Below are 14,804 nucleotides of genomic sequence, written 5' to 3'. Positions count from 1 at the left end.
AATTAATCAATTCCATTTGTTAATATTTAACTTGTTTCACATTGTAAATGATGTTATCGATTTCAGAACAATAACTTTGTGTAAAGGATTTGTTAATATGTGTACAATTTATGAAATTGCCAAACGCTGCGGGGTTTCAACGACCACTGTTTCTCGGGTGCTGAACAACCATCCATATGTATCAGAAGAAAAGCGCCAGCACATTTTACAGGTGATGAAGGAAATGGAGTATACACCAAGCTCAGCAGCCCGCACCCTTCGGTCACATCAGACAAAAACCATTGCTGTGTCTGTTCCAGCTGTGGACCATCCTTTTTTTGCACAATTGATTAAAGGCATTTCAAAGGAAGCACTAGATCAAGGGTATAAAGCCATCGTGCTCCAGACGTTTTATCAAGAATCAGTAGAACTTGAAGGGCTTCAATTATTAAAAAGAAAAGAAGTAGATGGTGTCATATTGGGGGCGTTAGAAAATAAGTGGGAAACAATCGAGCCATTTTTAGCAAACGGCCCAATCGTCATGGCAAATGAATTTCATCAAACAGCAGACATTCCGATTATCGGATATGATGAGCGGGAAGCTGCCTATAAAGCGGTTGACTACTTGATTCAATCAGGGCGTACATCCATTGGATTTTGCTTTGATACAGAAAGCAGTGAAGCGCAAAAACAAAGAAAGCAAGGCTATCTTGATGCGCTTTCTGATCACGGTTTGCCGCTTAAAGAAGATTGGCTGTTCGGCGAGGCTTTTACCATTGAAGACGGCTTTCGTTTGATGGACTTAATCCACCGGATGCCGGATGCGCCGGATGCGATTTTCACCGGCAATGATCAAGTGGCAGCAGGCCTCATTAAACAAGCCATTTCATATGGATATGACATTCCTAAGGATGTAGCGGTGATCGGTTATGACAATCAAGACATTTGCGAGGTGACAGCACCAACGATCACGACCATCGACATCCCCATCGTCGAACTTGGCCAGCAGTCTGTCAAACAAATGATTCAGCTGCTACAAGATCAAAAACCATTACAACGTGAACATATTCAACTGCCTACTCGGCTTGTCACACGAGAATCTACATAAAAAAAAGACTGAGAAATCTCTCAGTCTCAGCGTGTAGACAAACCCTCGCATTCTTTGTCAGTCCTGCGCTCTGGTGCTCACGAATGCCGAATTCGCTCCGCTCCAGTGCTCGTCCTTCCTAGACTGCAAAGGTTTTCTTTCACGCTGAAAAGAAGACAAAGGGCTAAAAAAAGTATATTTTAGCCCTTTGTTAACAATCTGAAGACTGAGAAATCTCTCAGTCTTTCATTTTTCAATCAATCGATCAACCTATATAAATTGAGCAAGAATGAATGTCCATATACATACGATGCCGAGCAAAATGAAGCTGTACTTCACTGTTTTTTGGAAGAGCTCAGATTCTTTACCTGTTTCTCCAACAGCTGCTGTTGCAATAGCGATAGATTGTGGAGAAATTAATTTCGCCATTACACCACCGGTCGTATTTGCCCCGATTAACAAACCTGCCTGAGAGCCGATTTGAGAAGCGGTGACTGCTTGAAGGTTACCAAATAAGGCATTGTTACTCACAACAGATCCCGTAATAAACACGCCGATCCAGCCAAGCACTGGGCTGACAAGCGGGAATAAATCGCCTGTTTTAGCAAGTGCTAGTCCGATAGCAGAACTTAGGCCTGCAAAGTTCGCCAAGTTGGCAAAGCCCATGACAAAACAAATCGTAAGAACAGGGACCCAAAGCTCTTTGACCGCTGCATTTAAGCAGGCAGCCCCTTCTTTTAATGTAATATGTCTGCTGAACAACCCTGTCAGCATCACCGCAATTAGAATGGCGGTACCTGTTGCACTAATAACATCAATTTTAAAGATCGCATCAATCGGTGTTTCTGTTTGGGCAATTGGTGGTAATTTCACAATTTGCTGATGCAGAAACGGCATTTTCACTAAAATGGTTGTCCAGTTAAGCGGTCCTCCTACAGCAAATAATGCTTTAAAAGCTGGTAGGCTCCATACAGTAATGACGGCAGTTAAAATATAAAACGGAGACCATGCTTTCAGCACCTCAACTCCGCTAAACGTTTGTTTTTGTTCAATGGCCGGTGCGCCTTCTTCACGGTAAATGTGTTTTGGCTGCCATTTTCGAAGAAATAGTGCCAGAATTCCCATACTCGCTAAAGCTGAAATAATATTGGCAAGCTCAGGACCCATCGTGACCATTGTAACAGCCTGCAGAATCGCATAGCTTCCACTCACAACAAGCAAGGCTGGTAGTGTTTCTTTGATTCCCTTAAAGCCGTCTACAATGAGAATCAGCAGAAATGGGATACAGAAAGAAATAAACGGAATGGTGTACACAAGGGTTTGAGACAGCTCAAGCGGCGTCATATTTCCCATTTGCGCCCCTGTAATAACCGGGATACCTACTGCACCAAAAGCCCCAGACGCAGCATTCGCAATCAAGCAGAGCATTGCGGCTTTTAGTGGTTTAAACCCAAGCTCTGTTAAAAGAGCGGCACTAATCGCAATCGGTACACCGAATCCAGCGGCTCCCTCTAAAAATGCGTTAAAACTAAAACCAATTAATAAGAGCTGTAACCGTTGATCTTTAGAAATTCCTGCAATACTAGAACGAATGACATCAAACTTTCCAGACTTCACAGCAATTTTATAGAGCCACACGGCCATGATGACGATATACCCAATCGGCCACAGCCCATTAGATACACCGAGCACCACAGCAGATAATGCTTTTTCAATTGGCATATGAAAGAAGAAAACAGCTGTTACAAAACTGACGATCAAGGTAAAACAAGCGGCTAATACCCCTTTTAACTTAAATACAGTTAATGCTAGTAGGAAAAACAAGATTGGAAGCATGGCCACCAATGCACTGACGAACTCATTACCAAACGGATCATATATTTGCTGCCACATAGTGATTCATCCTTTTCTGCTCAGATAGGTTGCCTTTGATTGATTAAAAATGAGGAGCTAAAATCTCTTTTAACACATTTACACTGCGCGCGAATTTTTCTTTTTCTGTGTCATTCAGTGCGAGCTCCATCACTTCAGTTGCACCATTTCGGTTCACGAGGGCAGGTACACCAATGTAGACATCTTCTGCTCCGTATTCTCCATCTAAATAAGTGCTGACAGTCAAAATGCTGTTTTCATTGTGCAAAATGGCTCTAGTAATACGGGCTAAACTCATCGCTACGCCGTAATAAGTCGCGCCTTTTTTCTCAATGATTTGGTAAGCGGCATGACGGACATTTTCCATGATGTCGTCTAAATCTTCTTGTTTGTATTGATCATTTCTCTTCATTAGTTCTGTGATCGGTACACTTCCGATATTCGCATGGCTCCAAACAGCAAGCTCTGTATCCCCATGCTCTCCAATGATGTACGCATGCACATTGTGCGCCGCTGCTTCAAAGTACTCACTAAGCATGTATCTGAATCTTGCCGTATCAAGCGTTGTTCCACTACCAATCACTCGTTCTTTTGGCAGTCCGCTGAATTTCCAAGTCGCATATGTCAAAATATCAACTGGGTTCGTAGCAACTAAGAAAATACCATCGAATCCGCTTTTCATCACATTGTCTACAATGCCTTTAAATATATTTAAATTTTTCTCAACAAGATCAAGTCTCGTTTCACCTGGCTTTTGGTTTGCACCAGCGCAGATACATACAATATCAGCATCCTGACAATCCTCATAATCTCCATACCAAGTATTCACAGGATGCGGGGCGAATGCTTTCCCGTGGTTTAAATCCATGACGTCACCCATTGCTTTATCTTGATTCAAATCGATGACTACCAATTCATCTGTGATTGCTTGATTTATTAATGTAAAGGCATAACTGCTGCCGACAAAACCTGCTCCAATAAGTGCTACTTTGTTTACTTTTTCGTTTGTCATTTATCTCATCCTCCTGAGTAAAACTAGGTTGTTTTTCTTATGTGAAATATTTCACATTCTTATTGTGCAACACTTCACAAACTTTTGCAAGGGGATTGCTCAAAAAAATAATGTAGCCATTTTGTGAACACTCATATTGTGGTTTTAAACCGCTGTCCCCATACATGTTCTCATAAGAAAAAAGCCACCAAACACTCTTTGGTGGCTTCTCTCTTATTTAATAAGGTCCCCAATTGATCATGACACCGATACAAATAAAGACAAGGCCGATGACGAACCAAATGAGCGCAAGCGGCACCATAAAACGCAGCCATTTCACGTATGGAATCCCACTTGCAGCCAAGACAGCCATCAACACACCTGAAGTCGGATTCACGCAGTTGACCACCCCTTCACCGAGCATCACTGCTTCTACCGCTACTTGTCTCGTGATACCCATTAAATCAGCAAGCGGCGCAAGAATCGGTATAAAGACAACCGCTTCTCCTGATCCTGATGAAATCAAAAAGTGAAGGAGCGCACTGGCGATATACATGCCGATCGCACCAGCGATTGGACTAAACCCTGTCAGCATACTCGCAAGCCCATTCACCACAGTATCAAGCAGCTTGCCGTTTTCCAAAATGACTGAAATGCAGCGTGCCATGCCAACAATGAGTGCGCCGTATACAAGGCTTTGACAGCCGACAATAAACGTTTTTGCAATATCATTGGCAGCTAATCCCCCAAGCAGTCCAGCAGCAATTGCCATGAAAATGAACACACCAGCCATTTCCTTATCGGTCCAGCCAAGCTGAAGCGCACCATATAAGAACCCCCCAAGCGACAAACCGCACACCGCTAAAATCAGCTTATGTCTACCGGTGAATTCAGGCTTGTCCACAGATTCCGCATCAGCTCCTCCTAGCCCTTTAGCTGGAAACCACTCGTCACCAAGCAGGCTCCCCTTTTCTTTATTTTTCAAGCGTTTTGTATATAAATAGATGTACACAATACTAGATAGGAGAAAACAAAGATAAATGATGACACGCAGCCCAATACCAGAAAAAATCGGCAGTTCTGCAATCGTTTGTGATAAACCTAATGGAGATGGAGACAAAATGGTTGCGTTAAAACCTGCATAACAGCCGATGTAAATAACCGCCGCTCCCGCCACTGCATCCCACTTTAAAGAACGTGCCACAATGATTCCAATAGGAATAAAGCCAATGACTGAGTTCACCACAATTCCGGTCGTCCCAAGTACAGAAAACAATCCGCCAACAATACAAATAAACAATAGCTGTTTCGTTTGGAACCGGCTGATGACATTGTGAATCATCCCATTAATGGCACCTGTCTTTTCCAAAATTGCAATGGTTCCGCCAGTAAAAAGAATCAGAAAAATAATAGAGGATGAACCAACCATCCCTTCTTGAATCGCTGTAAAAAAACCAACCGGACTAACTGGTGATTGATCAATACGGTGATAACTGCCAGGAACAGCTGTTGTGATCTCTCCTGACGTTTTCCGATCAAATTCACCGGCTGGTACAAAATACGTTGCGATCGTACAAATTAAAGCAATCATAAATAAGAGTACATATGCATCCGGCATCTGAAGTTTTCTTTTTTGTTTCTCAGGTGCTGATACTGTTGCTGTTTTCATCTGTCAAAACCCCTTTGTCCCGATCGGAATTTCACTTAATTTTCAGAATAATCAAATGATGTGTTATATTATAAACACTGATGATATTTAAGATCAATATTATTTCACTAAAAGAATGTTTTGGCAGATTATCTGTCAGCAAGGAGGCTTCTCATGACAACTTTGACAAACGAGATGAAACAAACCGTGACAGACATCTTTGAACATCTGCACGCCCATCCAGAAATCAGCTGGGAAGAGACAAATACGACGGCTTATATTGAAGATCTATTAAAGAAAGCAGGCTGTAAAACGAGAACATTTGAAGACTGTACAGGGGTAATCGGTGAAATTGGGGAAGGCGCACCAGTGGTTGCTGTGAGAGCCGATATTGACGCATTGTGGCAGGAAGTAGATGGCGTATTTCAAGCCAACCATTCATGCGGACACGATGCTCATATGACGATGGCACTTGGGACATTCATGGCATTGAAAGAAAAAGAACTTCCGAGTGGCACGATCCGATTCATTTTTCAGCCTGCCGAAGAAAGAGGCGGCGGCGCTTTAAAGATGATCGAAAAAGGTGTGTTAGCTGACGTCGATTATTTATACGGGGTGCATGTGCGCCCAATTCAAGAAACCTTAAACGGACGCTGCGCTCCTGCCATTTTGCACGGATCAAGTAATCATTACGTCGGGACCATTCTAGGGGAGGAAGCTCACGGTGCACGCCCGCACCTTGGGGTCAACGTCATCGAAGTTGCATCTACGCTTGTGCAGAGACTGGCGCATATCCATGTCGATCCACGAGTCGCCCATTCTGTGAAAATGACCAATTTAAATGCAGGCGGCGGCAGCTCAAACATCATACCTGGCAAGGCCTCTTTTACACTCGACGTTCGGGCACAGACAAACGAAGTGATGGATGAATTAGAAAAGGAAATTGAAAGAGCATGCCATTCTGTAGCAGATGCTTTTGGCGCCTCTATCACACTTTCAACTGATCATCGTCTTCCAGCTGCGACATTAAATGAAGAAGCTGTGGAGATCATGTCACATGCCATAGAGCAAGTGCTAGGCAAAGAACAGCTCGATCCACCGATCGTGACGACAGGCGGAGAGGACTTTCATTTTTATGCAGCAAAGGTTCCTCATATTAAATCGACGATGCTCGGTTTAGGCTGTGATTTAAAACCTGGGCTTCATCACCCTTATATGACATTCGATCGCTCTGCGATTTTTACCGGCATTGAGATTTTGACGGAAGCTGTATACGAAACACTTCAGCAGCATTCATCGTAAAATAAAAAAACCACCCGTCTTTCCTGAAGCGGGTGGTCTCCTTTATTTTACGCATTCACATCTGTCATCGCCGGGACATTGATTTCTTTCACACAGGACACCCTGGATAGATGAATAACACATCTCGCCAGCTCGACAATATCTTGTACAGGTATTCTCGTTTCATCATACAGAGCAATGGCTTTTTCAGCGCCATCTTCGTACGGAACTTCTGCTGCCAGCTCCCCTGGATTGATACAGGTAACGGATATTTTATCTTTCCTTACGTGCTCTCTTAGTGCGTTCACAATACCACGAAGCCCAAATTTAGAAGCAACAAAAGAAACCTGAGACAAATTCGTATGGTCAAGTCCCGCAGTAGAACCAATGACGATGATCTTTCCATTCTCAGATGTCCTTACGTGCGGAAGCAGAGCTTGGATGTAGGTAATCGTTGAGGTAACGTTCACATTGATTAAATGAGCGATATCCTCCGGTTGATCATGATCGAAAGAATAATCATCTTCAAAGCCGCGTTTCTCCCATAAACCTACGTTATAAATGAGTACATCAATTGTCTGATCCTTCAATGCTTCGAGCATAAAAGGGATATGGGTTTGGCTTGATAAATCGATCTTCAGCCAGATTCTACGCACCCCATCGTCTATGTTCAAACTGCTTGGTTCACTTCGTGACACAATCCATACTGTATCTCCACTTGAAGGAAGACCTTTTACAAAGGCATCCCCTAATCCTTGACTCGCACCAAATATGATATAGTTTTTACTCATGCTTCCTCCTTCATGGCTCACTTACGAGCTTCCATCCATACACCAACTCATCTGTAAGCGTTTTATACCTATATCATACAATGTCTTATACATGCTTACCCCTTTTATGCTCATCTTCACTTTCTAAATGGCCTAGCTTCCTTATTTCCTTTAATTCCGCTGGTAACGCACGCTCTTCTATAAAGCTTTTGATCATGTCGACAAAAAGTTCTTTCTTTTCAAAAGTAAACGTATGTCCAATGTCAGGAACGATGAACCCGGCTGCATTCGGGTGTGCATTCGTGATCTTTTCTGCTGACCTAGTCATAATGCCCTTTTCCTTTTCTCCCACTGTCACAAGAATCCGTGCCTTTGCTTGTTGAAACGTGTCAGGGAGCTTGTAATGAAGATTTTCTTGAAACATCGTAAGCAGCGTCTTCTTCTGCAATTGTTTGGAATCCGCTGCATAATGATCCAGTACATCGTTTGGAAGTCCCATCTTTTCTGCTTGCAGCTGGATGAACCAATCTTTCTTTAATAACGGATATGTAAGAGGTAAAATGGGCCTTACCATCAAATAGAGCCATGGTAATGGCAACACAAGGGCGCTATTGATGATGGCGATGTCTGCGATGTCTGGCTCTCTCGATAACACATCAACGGCTACCTGTGCACCTAGAGAGAAGCCAATTAGAATGACTGTACGACCATGTGCATGCTCCTTTATCCATGAAATGATTTCAAGAGCACTTTCTCGCATGGAAAACGACTTTTCATTTGCTCTTGTCCCGTGACCGATAAAATCAGGGGTATAGCATTCATACGTTTCCTTGAATATTTCCATATGCTCCTGCCACATCCAGCTGCTTACGCCTCCACCGTGCAGGAAAATCATCATTGGTTTTTCCACCATCGACAACTCATCCACCATCCTTATATATAAGAAAAAGCAGTCGCTTTTTGAGCAGACTGCTTTTTCCATATGCTCCCTTCTATTATAAGGGAACTGTTATACAATTGGCTATTTTTTCAAATCTTCGATCGAGTTGACGTTTTTCATATAAGTCGGAACAACGAGACCCATGCGAAGACCCTTCATACTTGTACCGAGATCATCATATTTTCCTTTAAACTTCGCTGCATACGTTTTATGCGTATTTGGAAGCCATGCAGATAATGATGCATCAGCACTTCCGGTTGCAATTGCTGTCCACATTGGACCCGCTTCAACCTGAGTCAAGGTCACTTTAAAGCCAAGTTCACGCAATACCTCTGCGGCCACATTGGTACTTGCAATCTCACTATCCCACGCAACGTAGGCAAGATTGATTTTGTCACCGTTTGACTTTTTCACGCCTTTTGTCCATTTCGCTACTTGATCTTTATGCTTTTTCACATATTTAACTGCAGCATCCTTTGGTTTGACGCCATCCTGAATATCAAGCATCACTTCACCCATGTCATCTTGAGACCATTTAAACTGACTGAGCATTTTGGCTGCTTCCGGCTGATCCTTCGCAAATCCTTTACGAGAAATGGTGTGAATTTCTTCTTCGTCACCATATGATTTTTTCGGATCATCTAAATATTTCAAATCGTAGCGGGAAAACATCCAGTGAGGATTCCAGCCAGTGATGATAATCGGTTTTTTACGGTCATACGATTTCTTCAATGTCGCTGTCATCGCTGCACTTGAGGCAGATACAACCGTCCAATCCTCTAAACCGTAATCCTTTTTCGCTTGATCGGTTAAGGCCATAATACCTGAACCCGGATCAATCCCGATAATCGTTTTATTGACCTGCTGTGCTGCACTTGCATTTGAATCTGATTGTGCACCACAAGCCGCTAGTAAAAAGACGAGCAGGGCGGTCATCCCAATGTAGAGAGACTTTTTCCACATTAAGCATTCCCCCTGGTTTTTTTCGTTTTAATGTTTTGTGTAATACGATCTAGTGTGATCGCTACGATAACAATGGCAATACCAGCTTCAAAACCAATCCCTGTTTTCAGCTGCGTTACTGCACTATATACTTCCGAACCAAGTCCTGGTGCACCTACCATTGCCGCAATGACGACCATGGATAGAGCAAGCATGATACTTTGGTTAATCCCAGCTAAGATGGTTTTTGTAGCAAGTGGAAGCTGAACTTTGAACAAACGCTGGAATGTCGTAGAACCAAAAGCCTCTGTTGCTTCAATCAAATCCGCTGGTACTTGTTTAATACCGAGAATGGTCATACGAATCGTTGGCGGCATAGAGAAAATAACCGATGCCACAACCCCAGGAACAACTCCAATATTAAAGAAGAAGATCGCTGGTAAAAGGTATACGAATGCAGGCATTGTCTGCATTAAGTCTAAAATAGGTGTGACAATTTTACGCACCGTTTCCTTCTGTGATGCCCAAATACCGATCGGAACCCCGATCACGATAGAAATGACCACAGCTGTCAGAACGAGCGCAAGTGTTTGCAGCATTGGCTGCCAGTAGCCTAAATAGTCGATCAGTAAGAATCCAATAAGTGTGAAAAGAGCAACTCCTCTTGTACTGATCCACCAAGCAATGCCGGCAAAGATAAGCGTTAAAATAATGGATGGAATGACGCCAAGTGCAGCTACAATACCATTTACTGTTCCAGCTAATCCATTTGTGATGCCATCAAAGAAACCACCAAAGGTTAATGTTAACCAGTCAACAAATTGATCGATATAATCCGCGAACGGAATTCTAGGTAAATCACTCATACTAAACATCTTATTCTACCTCCTGTGCAGAAGGCTCTTGTGCTTTAATTTCCTCTAGCTTGTTAGAAGACATGTTGATATATTCATCATTACCTGATAATGCACCAATCAATGCACCTCTGACCACAATACCCTTCATTCTGTTTTTCTCATCTACAACGGCAATTGGAATGTTCGCATCAGACACCGCGTCAAAGATCTCTGTTAAATACGTTGATTCCAATACTGTCGTAAATTCTTTATCAAGAACAGTTTCTAGCGACGCACCCGTTTCTGCCGCTTTTTTCGCTGCTTGTGCAGAAATAACACCTAATAAATGCTTTTTCTTATCTACTGCATAGATAGACGAAATACCAAGGTTCTTCATGAGCGTGAGCGCAACACGTGCCCCTTTATCAATCTGAACTGTTTCTGCACGTTTCATAATATGACCAGCGGTTAATACTTTAGAAAGGTCTACATCTTCAACGAAACGTTCAACATACTCGTTCGATGGGTTCATCAGAATTTCTTCTGGTGTTCCGATTTGAACGATATTCCCGTCTTTCATGAGGACAATGCGGTCGCCAATACGAAGCGCTTCATCTAAATCATGCGTGATGAAAATAATTGTTTTTCCTACAGACGTATGAAGCTCAAGCAATTCATCCTGCATGTCTTTACGAATTAATGGATCTAGTGCGCTGAATGCTTCATCCATTAACAAAATATCAGGGTCATTAGCTAGTGCACGTGCCAATCCAACACGCTGCTGCATACCGCCACTTAATTGATTTGGGTACTGCTCTTCAAAACCTTCAAGTCCAACAAGCTTTAAAGATTCAAGCGCTTTAGAGCGGCGCTGTTCTTTTTCTACACCTTGCAATTCAAGCCCGTATTCTGTATTCTCCAGAATGGTACGATGCGGGAACAATGCGAAGTTTTGGAAGACCATGCTGATCTTTTTCCGTCTAACTTCACGCAATTGATCCTTTGACATATTTGTTATCATATCCCCATCAATATAAATTTCGCCGGAGGTTGGTTCGATTAACCTATTTAGCAGCCGCACAAGTGTGGACTTTCCGCTCCCTGATAGCCCCATGATGACAAATATCTCGCCGTCATACACATCAAAATTTGCTCGATTGACACCAACTGTTGCGCCGGTCTCTTTTAGGATTTCTCTTTTTGTCTTCCCTTTTTCAAGCATTTGAGATGCTTTTTTAGCATTTTTACCGAAAATTTTAGATACATTATTTATCTTGATTTTGATCTTTCTCTCTTCAGAATTCATTTTTTCCCTCCAAATTAGCATCTTTATAACCGTAACATAAGCGTTATGATGCGAACAATCTTTAGAATTCGCTTATTTCCGTACAATATGTATGAATTCCATATAGAGGTCTGGTGATTACAGTTTATACGCCGTATTACTCGTAAATCCTATAGAATGCTTCATAAACTACATATTTTACGGGGTATTTTCTCTCACCAGACAATATTTTACTGGAAATTCCTTATTGTGCTAAAAAATAAGTCGAATCCTTGTGATAGCGGGCTTTTTCTTTCATGGGTGAACCATGCCCCTGAACAGGATTTACCCGAAAAAGGTCACATAAAAACCTTTTTTCTCAAATTTTAATCAAATTCATGAAAAAACTGCCTGCAACTTTCGTTACAGACAGCCTGTTTTTTTAGGACTCTAGGGCAGCTTTCTTAATATTATCTTGAAGCTCAAGCATACGTTTTGTTCCGTCCTCACGTAATCGTTTGTTTTCTTCTTCAATCTGCTTCGTCTCTTTCATCCCTTGTACAATCGTATTAAAGGATGATTCGATCGTTTCAATGTCGATGCTTGGACGACCTGATAATTTAGCAATCTCAACACTTTGACTTGAGATATTTTCAGCATTTCGTTTCAGCATTTCATTCGTTCTTCTGTCCAGTTCACTCATGGAATCAGCCACAAGCTTTTGTCTCTTCGCTGTTACCGCTTGAATGATTCCATTTTTGAAAATCGGAATCGTAATGATGAAGGCAGAGTTAATTTTCCCGATTAATTTCGTATTACCACGCTGCAGCAAACGGATTTGCGGTGCCGTTTGAAGTGCCACCATCCGTGCCATATCAAGATCATATACACGCTCTTCAAGCGCTTGAATCCCATTACGAAGCGTATCCAGCTCCATTTGTGCCAGCTGGTTTCCCCCCGCCGCTTTTTCTTCATAAGAAGGAACCAATTGTTTTAATTCTTCGATCTTCATTTGCCCTGCGACGACATACTTTTCAAGCTCCATATAGTATTGAATGTTATGCTCATACATTTCTTCAAGCGTAACCGTCGATTTGGTCATTTCATCTTTGTATTTACTGATTTCCACATTGATTTTTTCAATTTCTGCACCGAGCGTTTGATATTTGCTGAATATCTTTTCGATCATGCTGCCGCCGCGTTTAAAGATTTTTGACAACAAACCGCCCTTCGGCTCGTCAAAATCATTTTTATCAAAACGATCCATAATCTTTCCAAGCTGTGTAAGCATCGTTCCTGAGTCTGTGACACTTGTTGAACGCATCATAGAGAGGATACGGTCAGAAAACTTAGAGATTTCGACAGCCGGCTGTTTCCCGTATTCAAGCAGTTCAAGCTGATTTTTGGCATCAATCTGTCTCGCAATGTTTTGGACTTCTGGTTCATTGCGCAGCTGAACGCGAATATCGTCTGCCTTTTCAATCGTGATTTCCTCTTTATCAATTGAAATGATGTCATTTCCGTTTGTATTTGTCATAAGCTTTGATCTCCTTATCGGTTTTTAATGGATTGAAATAACTTTCTCACAATGGACGGCTCTTTAAACTCTTGGTTCATGACCATTTCATCAAGCCAATGTGTATCAAATAATTGATCGTCTATATACCGCTCTATACACTGATAGCCGGCGGGATGATAGACGAAGAGATCCACACCCATTTCATTTAGGAAAATCAGGGCAGCCGCATCAGAACGAGTCAGCTCACCATTATATTCCGTATGGTATAAAATCACTTTCGGTACAGTCTGGGCATAATCAAAGGTTTGAATGAGTTCAATTACATCTTGGTTCATATGCAAAAGCTGCTTGAATAAATAAATACGCACATCTAATTCGGTCTCATGGCCTTCTTTTAACAGCTTCGGATGCTGACAAATGCGAGAAATGGCCTCTGCGATCGCACGCTGCGTGCCCTCATATAAATGCGAGAACTGCCACACATTGCTTTTCATTAACAAATCAGGGTCAACCTCTCCTGCTTTAGAGAGTGCATGCTGATAATGAAATTGATAATTCGAAGACACTTCTTGTGTGAAAGGGAAATGACGGATCGTTTTCGTTTCTTTCCCCTCCATTAGCGTATGGATACGGTCCCAATATTCTCGCTTGTCTCTCGTCACCCCCATCATCTTCGCAAAAAGATTCGGAATCTGTATGGTGTCACGGTCTGCTTTGAAATTCGGGCGGATAAACGACCGTTCCTTCGCAATTAAAAACAGCTCATCATACGTTGTCTTTAGCGTAATAGAATGAGGGGTATGATCTCTGAATTGCCATGGCTTATACAGCATGGAATCTTCTGTGTGAAGTACCTCTTCAAGCTCTCTTGTCGAACGGTACGCCACCGTTGATTTCCTCTCAGGCTTTTCAGTAGGGAACGGTTCAAGCTTTGACGTCCCTGGATACTGATCAATAAAAGTCAGCTTTTCTTCTGGATCTAATTCACGAAATTGATCCTTGCCTTCTGGATGAAACAGCACCACATCACAGCCAATCAGCATGACATAGTAAAGAAAATAAAGCTGACTTTTATTCGCCTCTCCATACCAAATGACAGCTGGCATTTTTTCTTCCAAATTGCCTTCCTTCAGCCATGGTCCTAGATGATTATTTGAAAACTTCACCACATCTAGCAGCACGCGGCGGAAATCAGGATGCTGGAATCCCCCTTCATGCAGCTGCTTGAAATGTTCAAACACCTGGATTAGCGAAAGGCGGATATGCCGGTTCATCACTGGGTTTGGATGACGGACAATGAGCTGTTCACCGTCTAAGAAAGCCACAAATCGATTCACGGACAATCCCTTTTCTTCCTGATTGATCATATGAATCCGCTGGAGCGCTTGAAAGTGCTCCGGCTCAATATGCCGGTTGAGGGTTTCACTTAAAATATGCATGCCGTCAGTTTCGTATAATTCATGTAAATAAATAAAATAATCGGTTGCATCATGCGGAGTTCCAAGGACACGGGCGGCGAGACGCGGCAAGGATAAGGTGTGCTCGTCCTTGACGTAGCCGTCTCGTTCAGGGAGCGGCTTTTTCAGCAGGTTTTTCCAAGCTTCCTGTTTCGCCCGTGTCTGGGTTACATTGATTTCTTTATAACTCACGCCGCTCCTTCCTTTCTCCTATATTT

Annotated in this window: 12 protein-coding genes; 2 read left to right on the top strand and 10 right to left on the bottom strand. The window is 42.5% G+C overall.

Features of this window, described 5'->3' with window-relative positions:
* Positions 1 to 97 precede the first annotated feature (97 nt).
* Positions 98 to 1,087 carry a LacI family DNA-binding transcriptional regulator gene (locus tag BA79_RS12645; RefSeq protein ID WP_035703108.1) on the top strand — a complete coding sequence of 330 codons (990 nt, stop codon included), beginning with the start codon at positions 98 to 100 and terminating at the stop codon, positions 1,085 to 1,087.
* 249 nt (positions 1,088 to 1,336) lie between these two features.
* Here BA79_RS12645 and BA79_RS12640 read toward each other — a convergent pair whose 3' ends face one another.
* The 3 genes from BA79_RS12640 to BA79_RS12630 form a co-directional block, all read right to left on the bottom strand.
* Entirely contained in the window at positions 1,337 to 2,959 is a 1,623-nt protein-coding gene (locus tag BA79_RS12640; protein WP_035703106.1) for an L-lactate permease, read from the bottom strand.
* A 43-nt stretch (positions 2,960 to 3,002) separates the two neighbouring features.
* Complete coding sequence (locus BA79_RS12635; RefSeq protein WP_008342118.1) at positions 3,003 to 3,950, bottom strand: L-lactate dehydrogenase; 948 nt, start codon at positions 3,948 to 3,950, stop codon at positions 3,003 to 3,005.
* Positions 3,951 to 4,167: 217 nt separating this feature from the next.
* Positions 4,168 to 5,598: a YfcC family protein gene (locus tag BA79_RS12630; protein WP_007498311.1), complete on the bottom strand. Its 1,431-nt coding sequence runs from the start codon at positions 5,596 to 5,598 to the stop codon at positions 4,168 to 4,170.
* A 153-nt stretch (positions 5,599 to 5,751) separates the two neighbouring features.
* Here BA79_RS12630 and BA79_RS12625 point away from each other — a divergent pair, with 153 nt between their 5' ends.
* Complete coding sequence (locus tag BA79_RS12625) at positions 5,752 to 6,879, top strand: M20 peptidase aminoacylase family protein (RefSeq protein WP_008342120.1); 1,128 nt, start codon at positions 5,752 to 5,754, stop codon at positions 6,877 to 6,879.
* Positions 6,880 to 6,926: 47 nt separating this feature from the next.
* On the opposite strand, the gene BA79_RS12620 is transcribed toward BA79_RS12625, so the two are convergent.
* The 7 genes from BA79_RS12620 to BA79_RS12590 all read right to left on the bottom strand — a co-directional run bounded on the left by BA79_RS12620 (position 6,927) and on the right by BA79_RS12590 (position 14,778).
* On the bottom strand, positions 6,927 to 7,649 hold the full coding sequence (locus tag BA79_RS12620) for an SDR family oxidoreductase (protein WP_019743827.1): 723 nt from the start codon (positions 7,647 to 7,649) through the stop codon (positions 6,927 to 6,929).
* A gap of 85 nt (positions 7,650 to 7,734) precedes the next feature.
* Positions 7,735 to 8,541, bottom strand: coding sequence for an alpha/beta fold hydrolase (locus BA79_RS12615; protein ID WP_234781013.1), 807 nt, complete (start codon positions 8,539 to 8,541; stop codon positions 7,735 to 7,737).
* 108 nt (positions 8,542 to 8,649) lie between these two features.
* Complete coding sequence (locus BA79_RS12610; RefSeq protein WP_008342122.1) at positions 8,650 to 9,531, bottom strand: glycine betaine ABC transporter substrate-binding protein; 882 nt, start codon at positions 9,529 to 9,531, stop codon at positions 8,650 to 8,652.
* A complete protein-coding gene (gene opuAB, locus BA79_RS12605; RefSeq protein ID WP_029575460.1) occupies positions 9,531 to 10,376 on the bottom strand; it encodes a glycine/proline betaine ABC transporter permease subunit OpuAB in 846 nt (281 codons plus the stop codon). Before opuAB ends, BA79_RS12610 begins: the two co-directional genes overlap by 1 nt.
* Before the next feature lie 10 nt (positions 10,377 to 10,386).
* Positions 10,387 to 11,652, bottom strand: a complete 1,266-nt coding sequence (gene opuAA / locus BA79_RS12600; protein WP_017358586.1) for a glycine/proline betaine ABC transporter ATP-binding protein OpuAA — start codon at positions 11,650 to 11,652, stop codon at positions 10,387 to 10,389.
* Between the two features lie 400 nt (positions 11,653 to 12,052).
* Positions 12,053 to 13,147 carry a toxic anion resistance protein gene (locus BA79_RS12595; protein ID WP_007498324.1) on the bottom strand — a complete coding sequence of 365 codons (1,095 nt, stop codon included), beginning with the start codon at positions 13,145 to 13,147 and terminating at the stop codon, positions 12,053 to 12,055.
* Positions 13,148 to 13,161: 14 nt separating this feature from the next.
* Positions 13,162 to 14,778 (bottom strand): YceG family protein, encoded by a 1,617-nt coding sequence (locus BA79_RS12590; protein WP_035703101.1) that lies wholly within the window; start codon positions 14,776 to 14,778, stop codon positions 13,162 to 13,164.
* Positions 14,779 to 14,804: the final 26 nt, after the last annotated feature.

The organism is Bacillus altitudinis 41KF2b, from assembly GCF_000691145.1.
GTDB lineage: Bacteria > Bacillota > Bacilli > Bacillales > Bacillaceae > Bacillus > Bacillus altitudinis.
The sequence above is the reverse complement of the archived record's forward strand: the minus strand, read 5'-3'. Positions and strand labels throughout refer to the sequence as shown.

Bases quoted from the DNA above. Each gene is read 5' to 3' on its own strand.
- BA79_RS12640 (WP_035703106.1), bottom strand. From the start codon at position 2,959: ATGTGGCAGCAAATATATGATCCGTTTGGTAATGAGTTCGTCAGTGCA.
- BA79_RS12645 (WP_035703108.1), top strand. From the start codon at position 98: ATGTGTACAATTTATGAAATTGCCAAACGCTGCGGGGTTTCAACGACC.
- opuAA (WP_017358586.1), bottom strand. From the start codon at position 11,652: ATGAATTCTGAAGAGAGAAAGATCAAAATCAAGATAAATAATGTATCT.
- BA79_RS12630 (WP_007498311.1), bottom strand. From the start codon at position 5,598: ATGAAAACAGCAACAGTATCAGCACCTGAGAAACAAAAAAGAAAACTT.
- opuAB (WP_029575460.1), bottom strand. From the start codon at position 10,376: ATGAGTGATTTACCTAGAATTCCGTTCGCGGATTATATCGATCAATTT.
- BA79_RS12615 (WP_234781013.1), bottom strand. From the start codon at position 8,541: ATGGTGGAAAAACCAATGATGATTTTCCTGCACGGTGGAGGCGTAAGC.
- BA79_RS12595 (WP_007498324.1), bottom strand. From the start codon at position 13,147: ATGACAAATACAAACGGAAATGACATCATTTCAATTGATAAAGAGGAA.
- BA79_RS12625 (WP_008342120.1), top strand. From the start codon at position 5,752: ATGACAACTTTGACAAACGAGATGAAACAAACCGTGACAGACATCTTT.
- BA79_RS12635 (WP_008342118.1), bottom strand. From the start codon at position 3,950: ATGACAAACGAAAAAGTAAACAAAGTAGCACTTATTGGAGCAGGTTTT.
- BA79_RS12610 (WP_008342122.1), bottom strand. From the start codon at position 9,531: ATGTGGAAAAAGTCTCTCTACATTGGGATGACCGCCCTGCTCGTCTTT.
- BA79_RS12620 (WP_019743827.1), bottom strand. From the start codon at position 7,649: ATGAGTAAAAACTATATCATATTTGGTGCGAGTCAAGGATTAGGGGAT.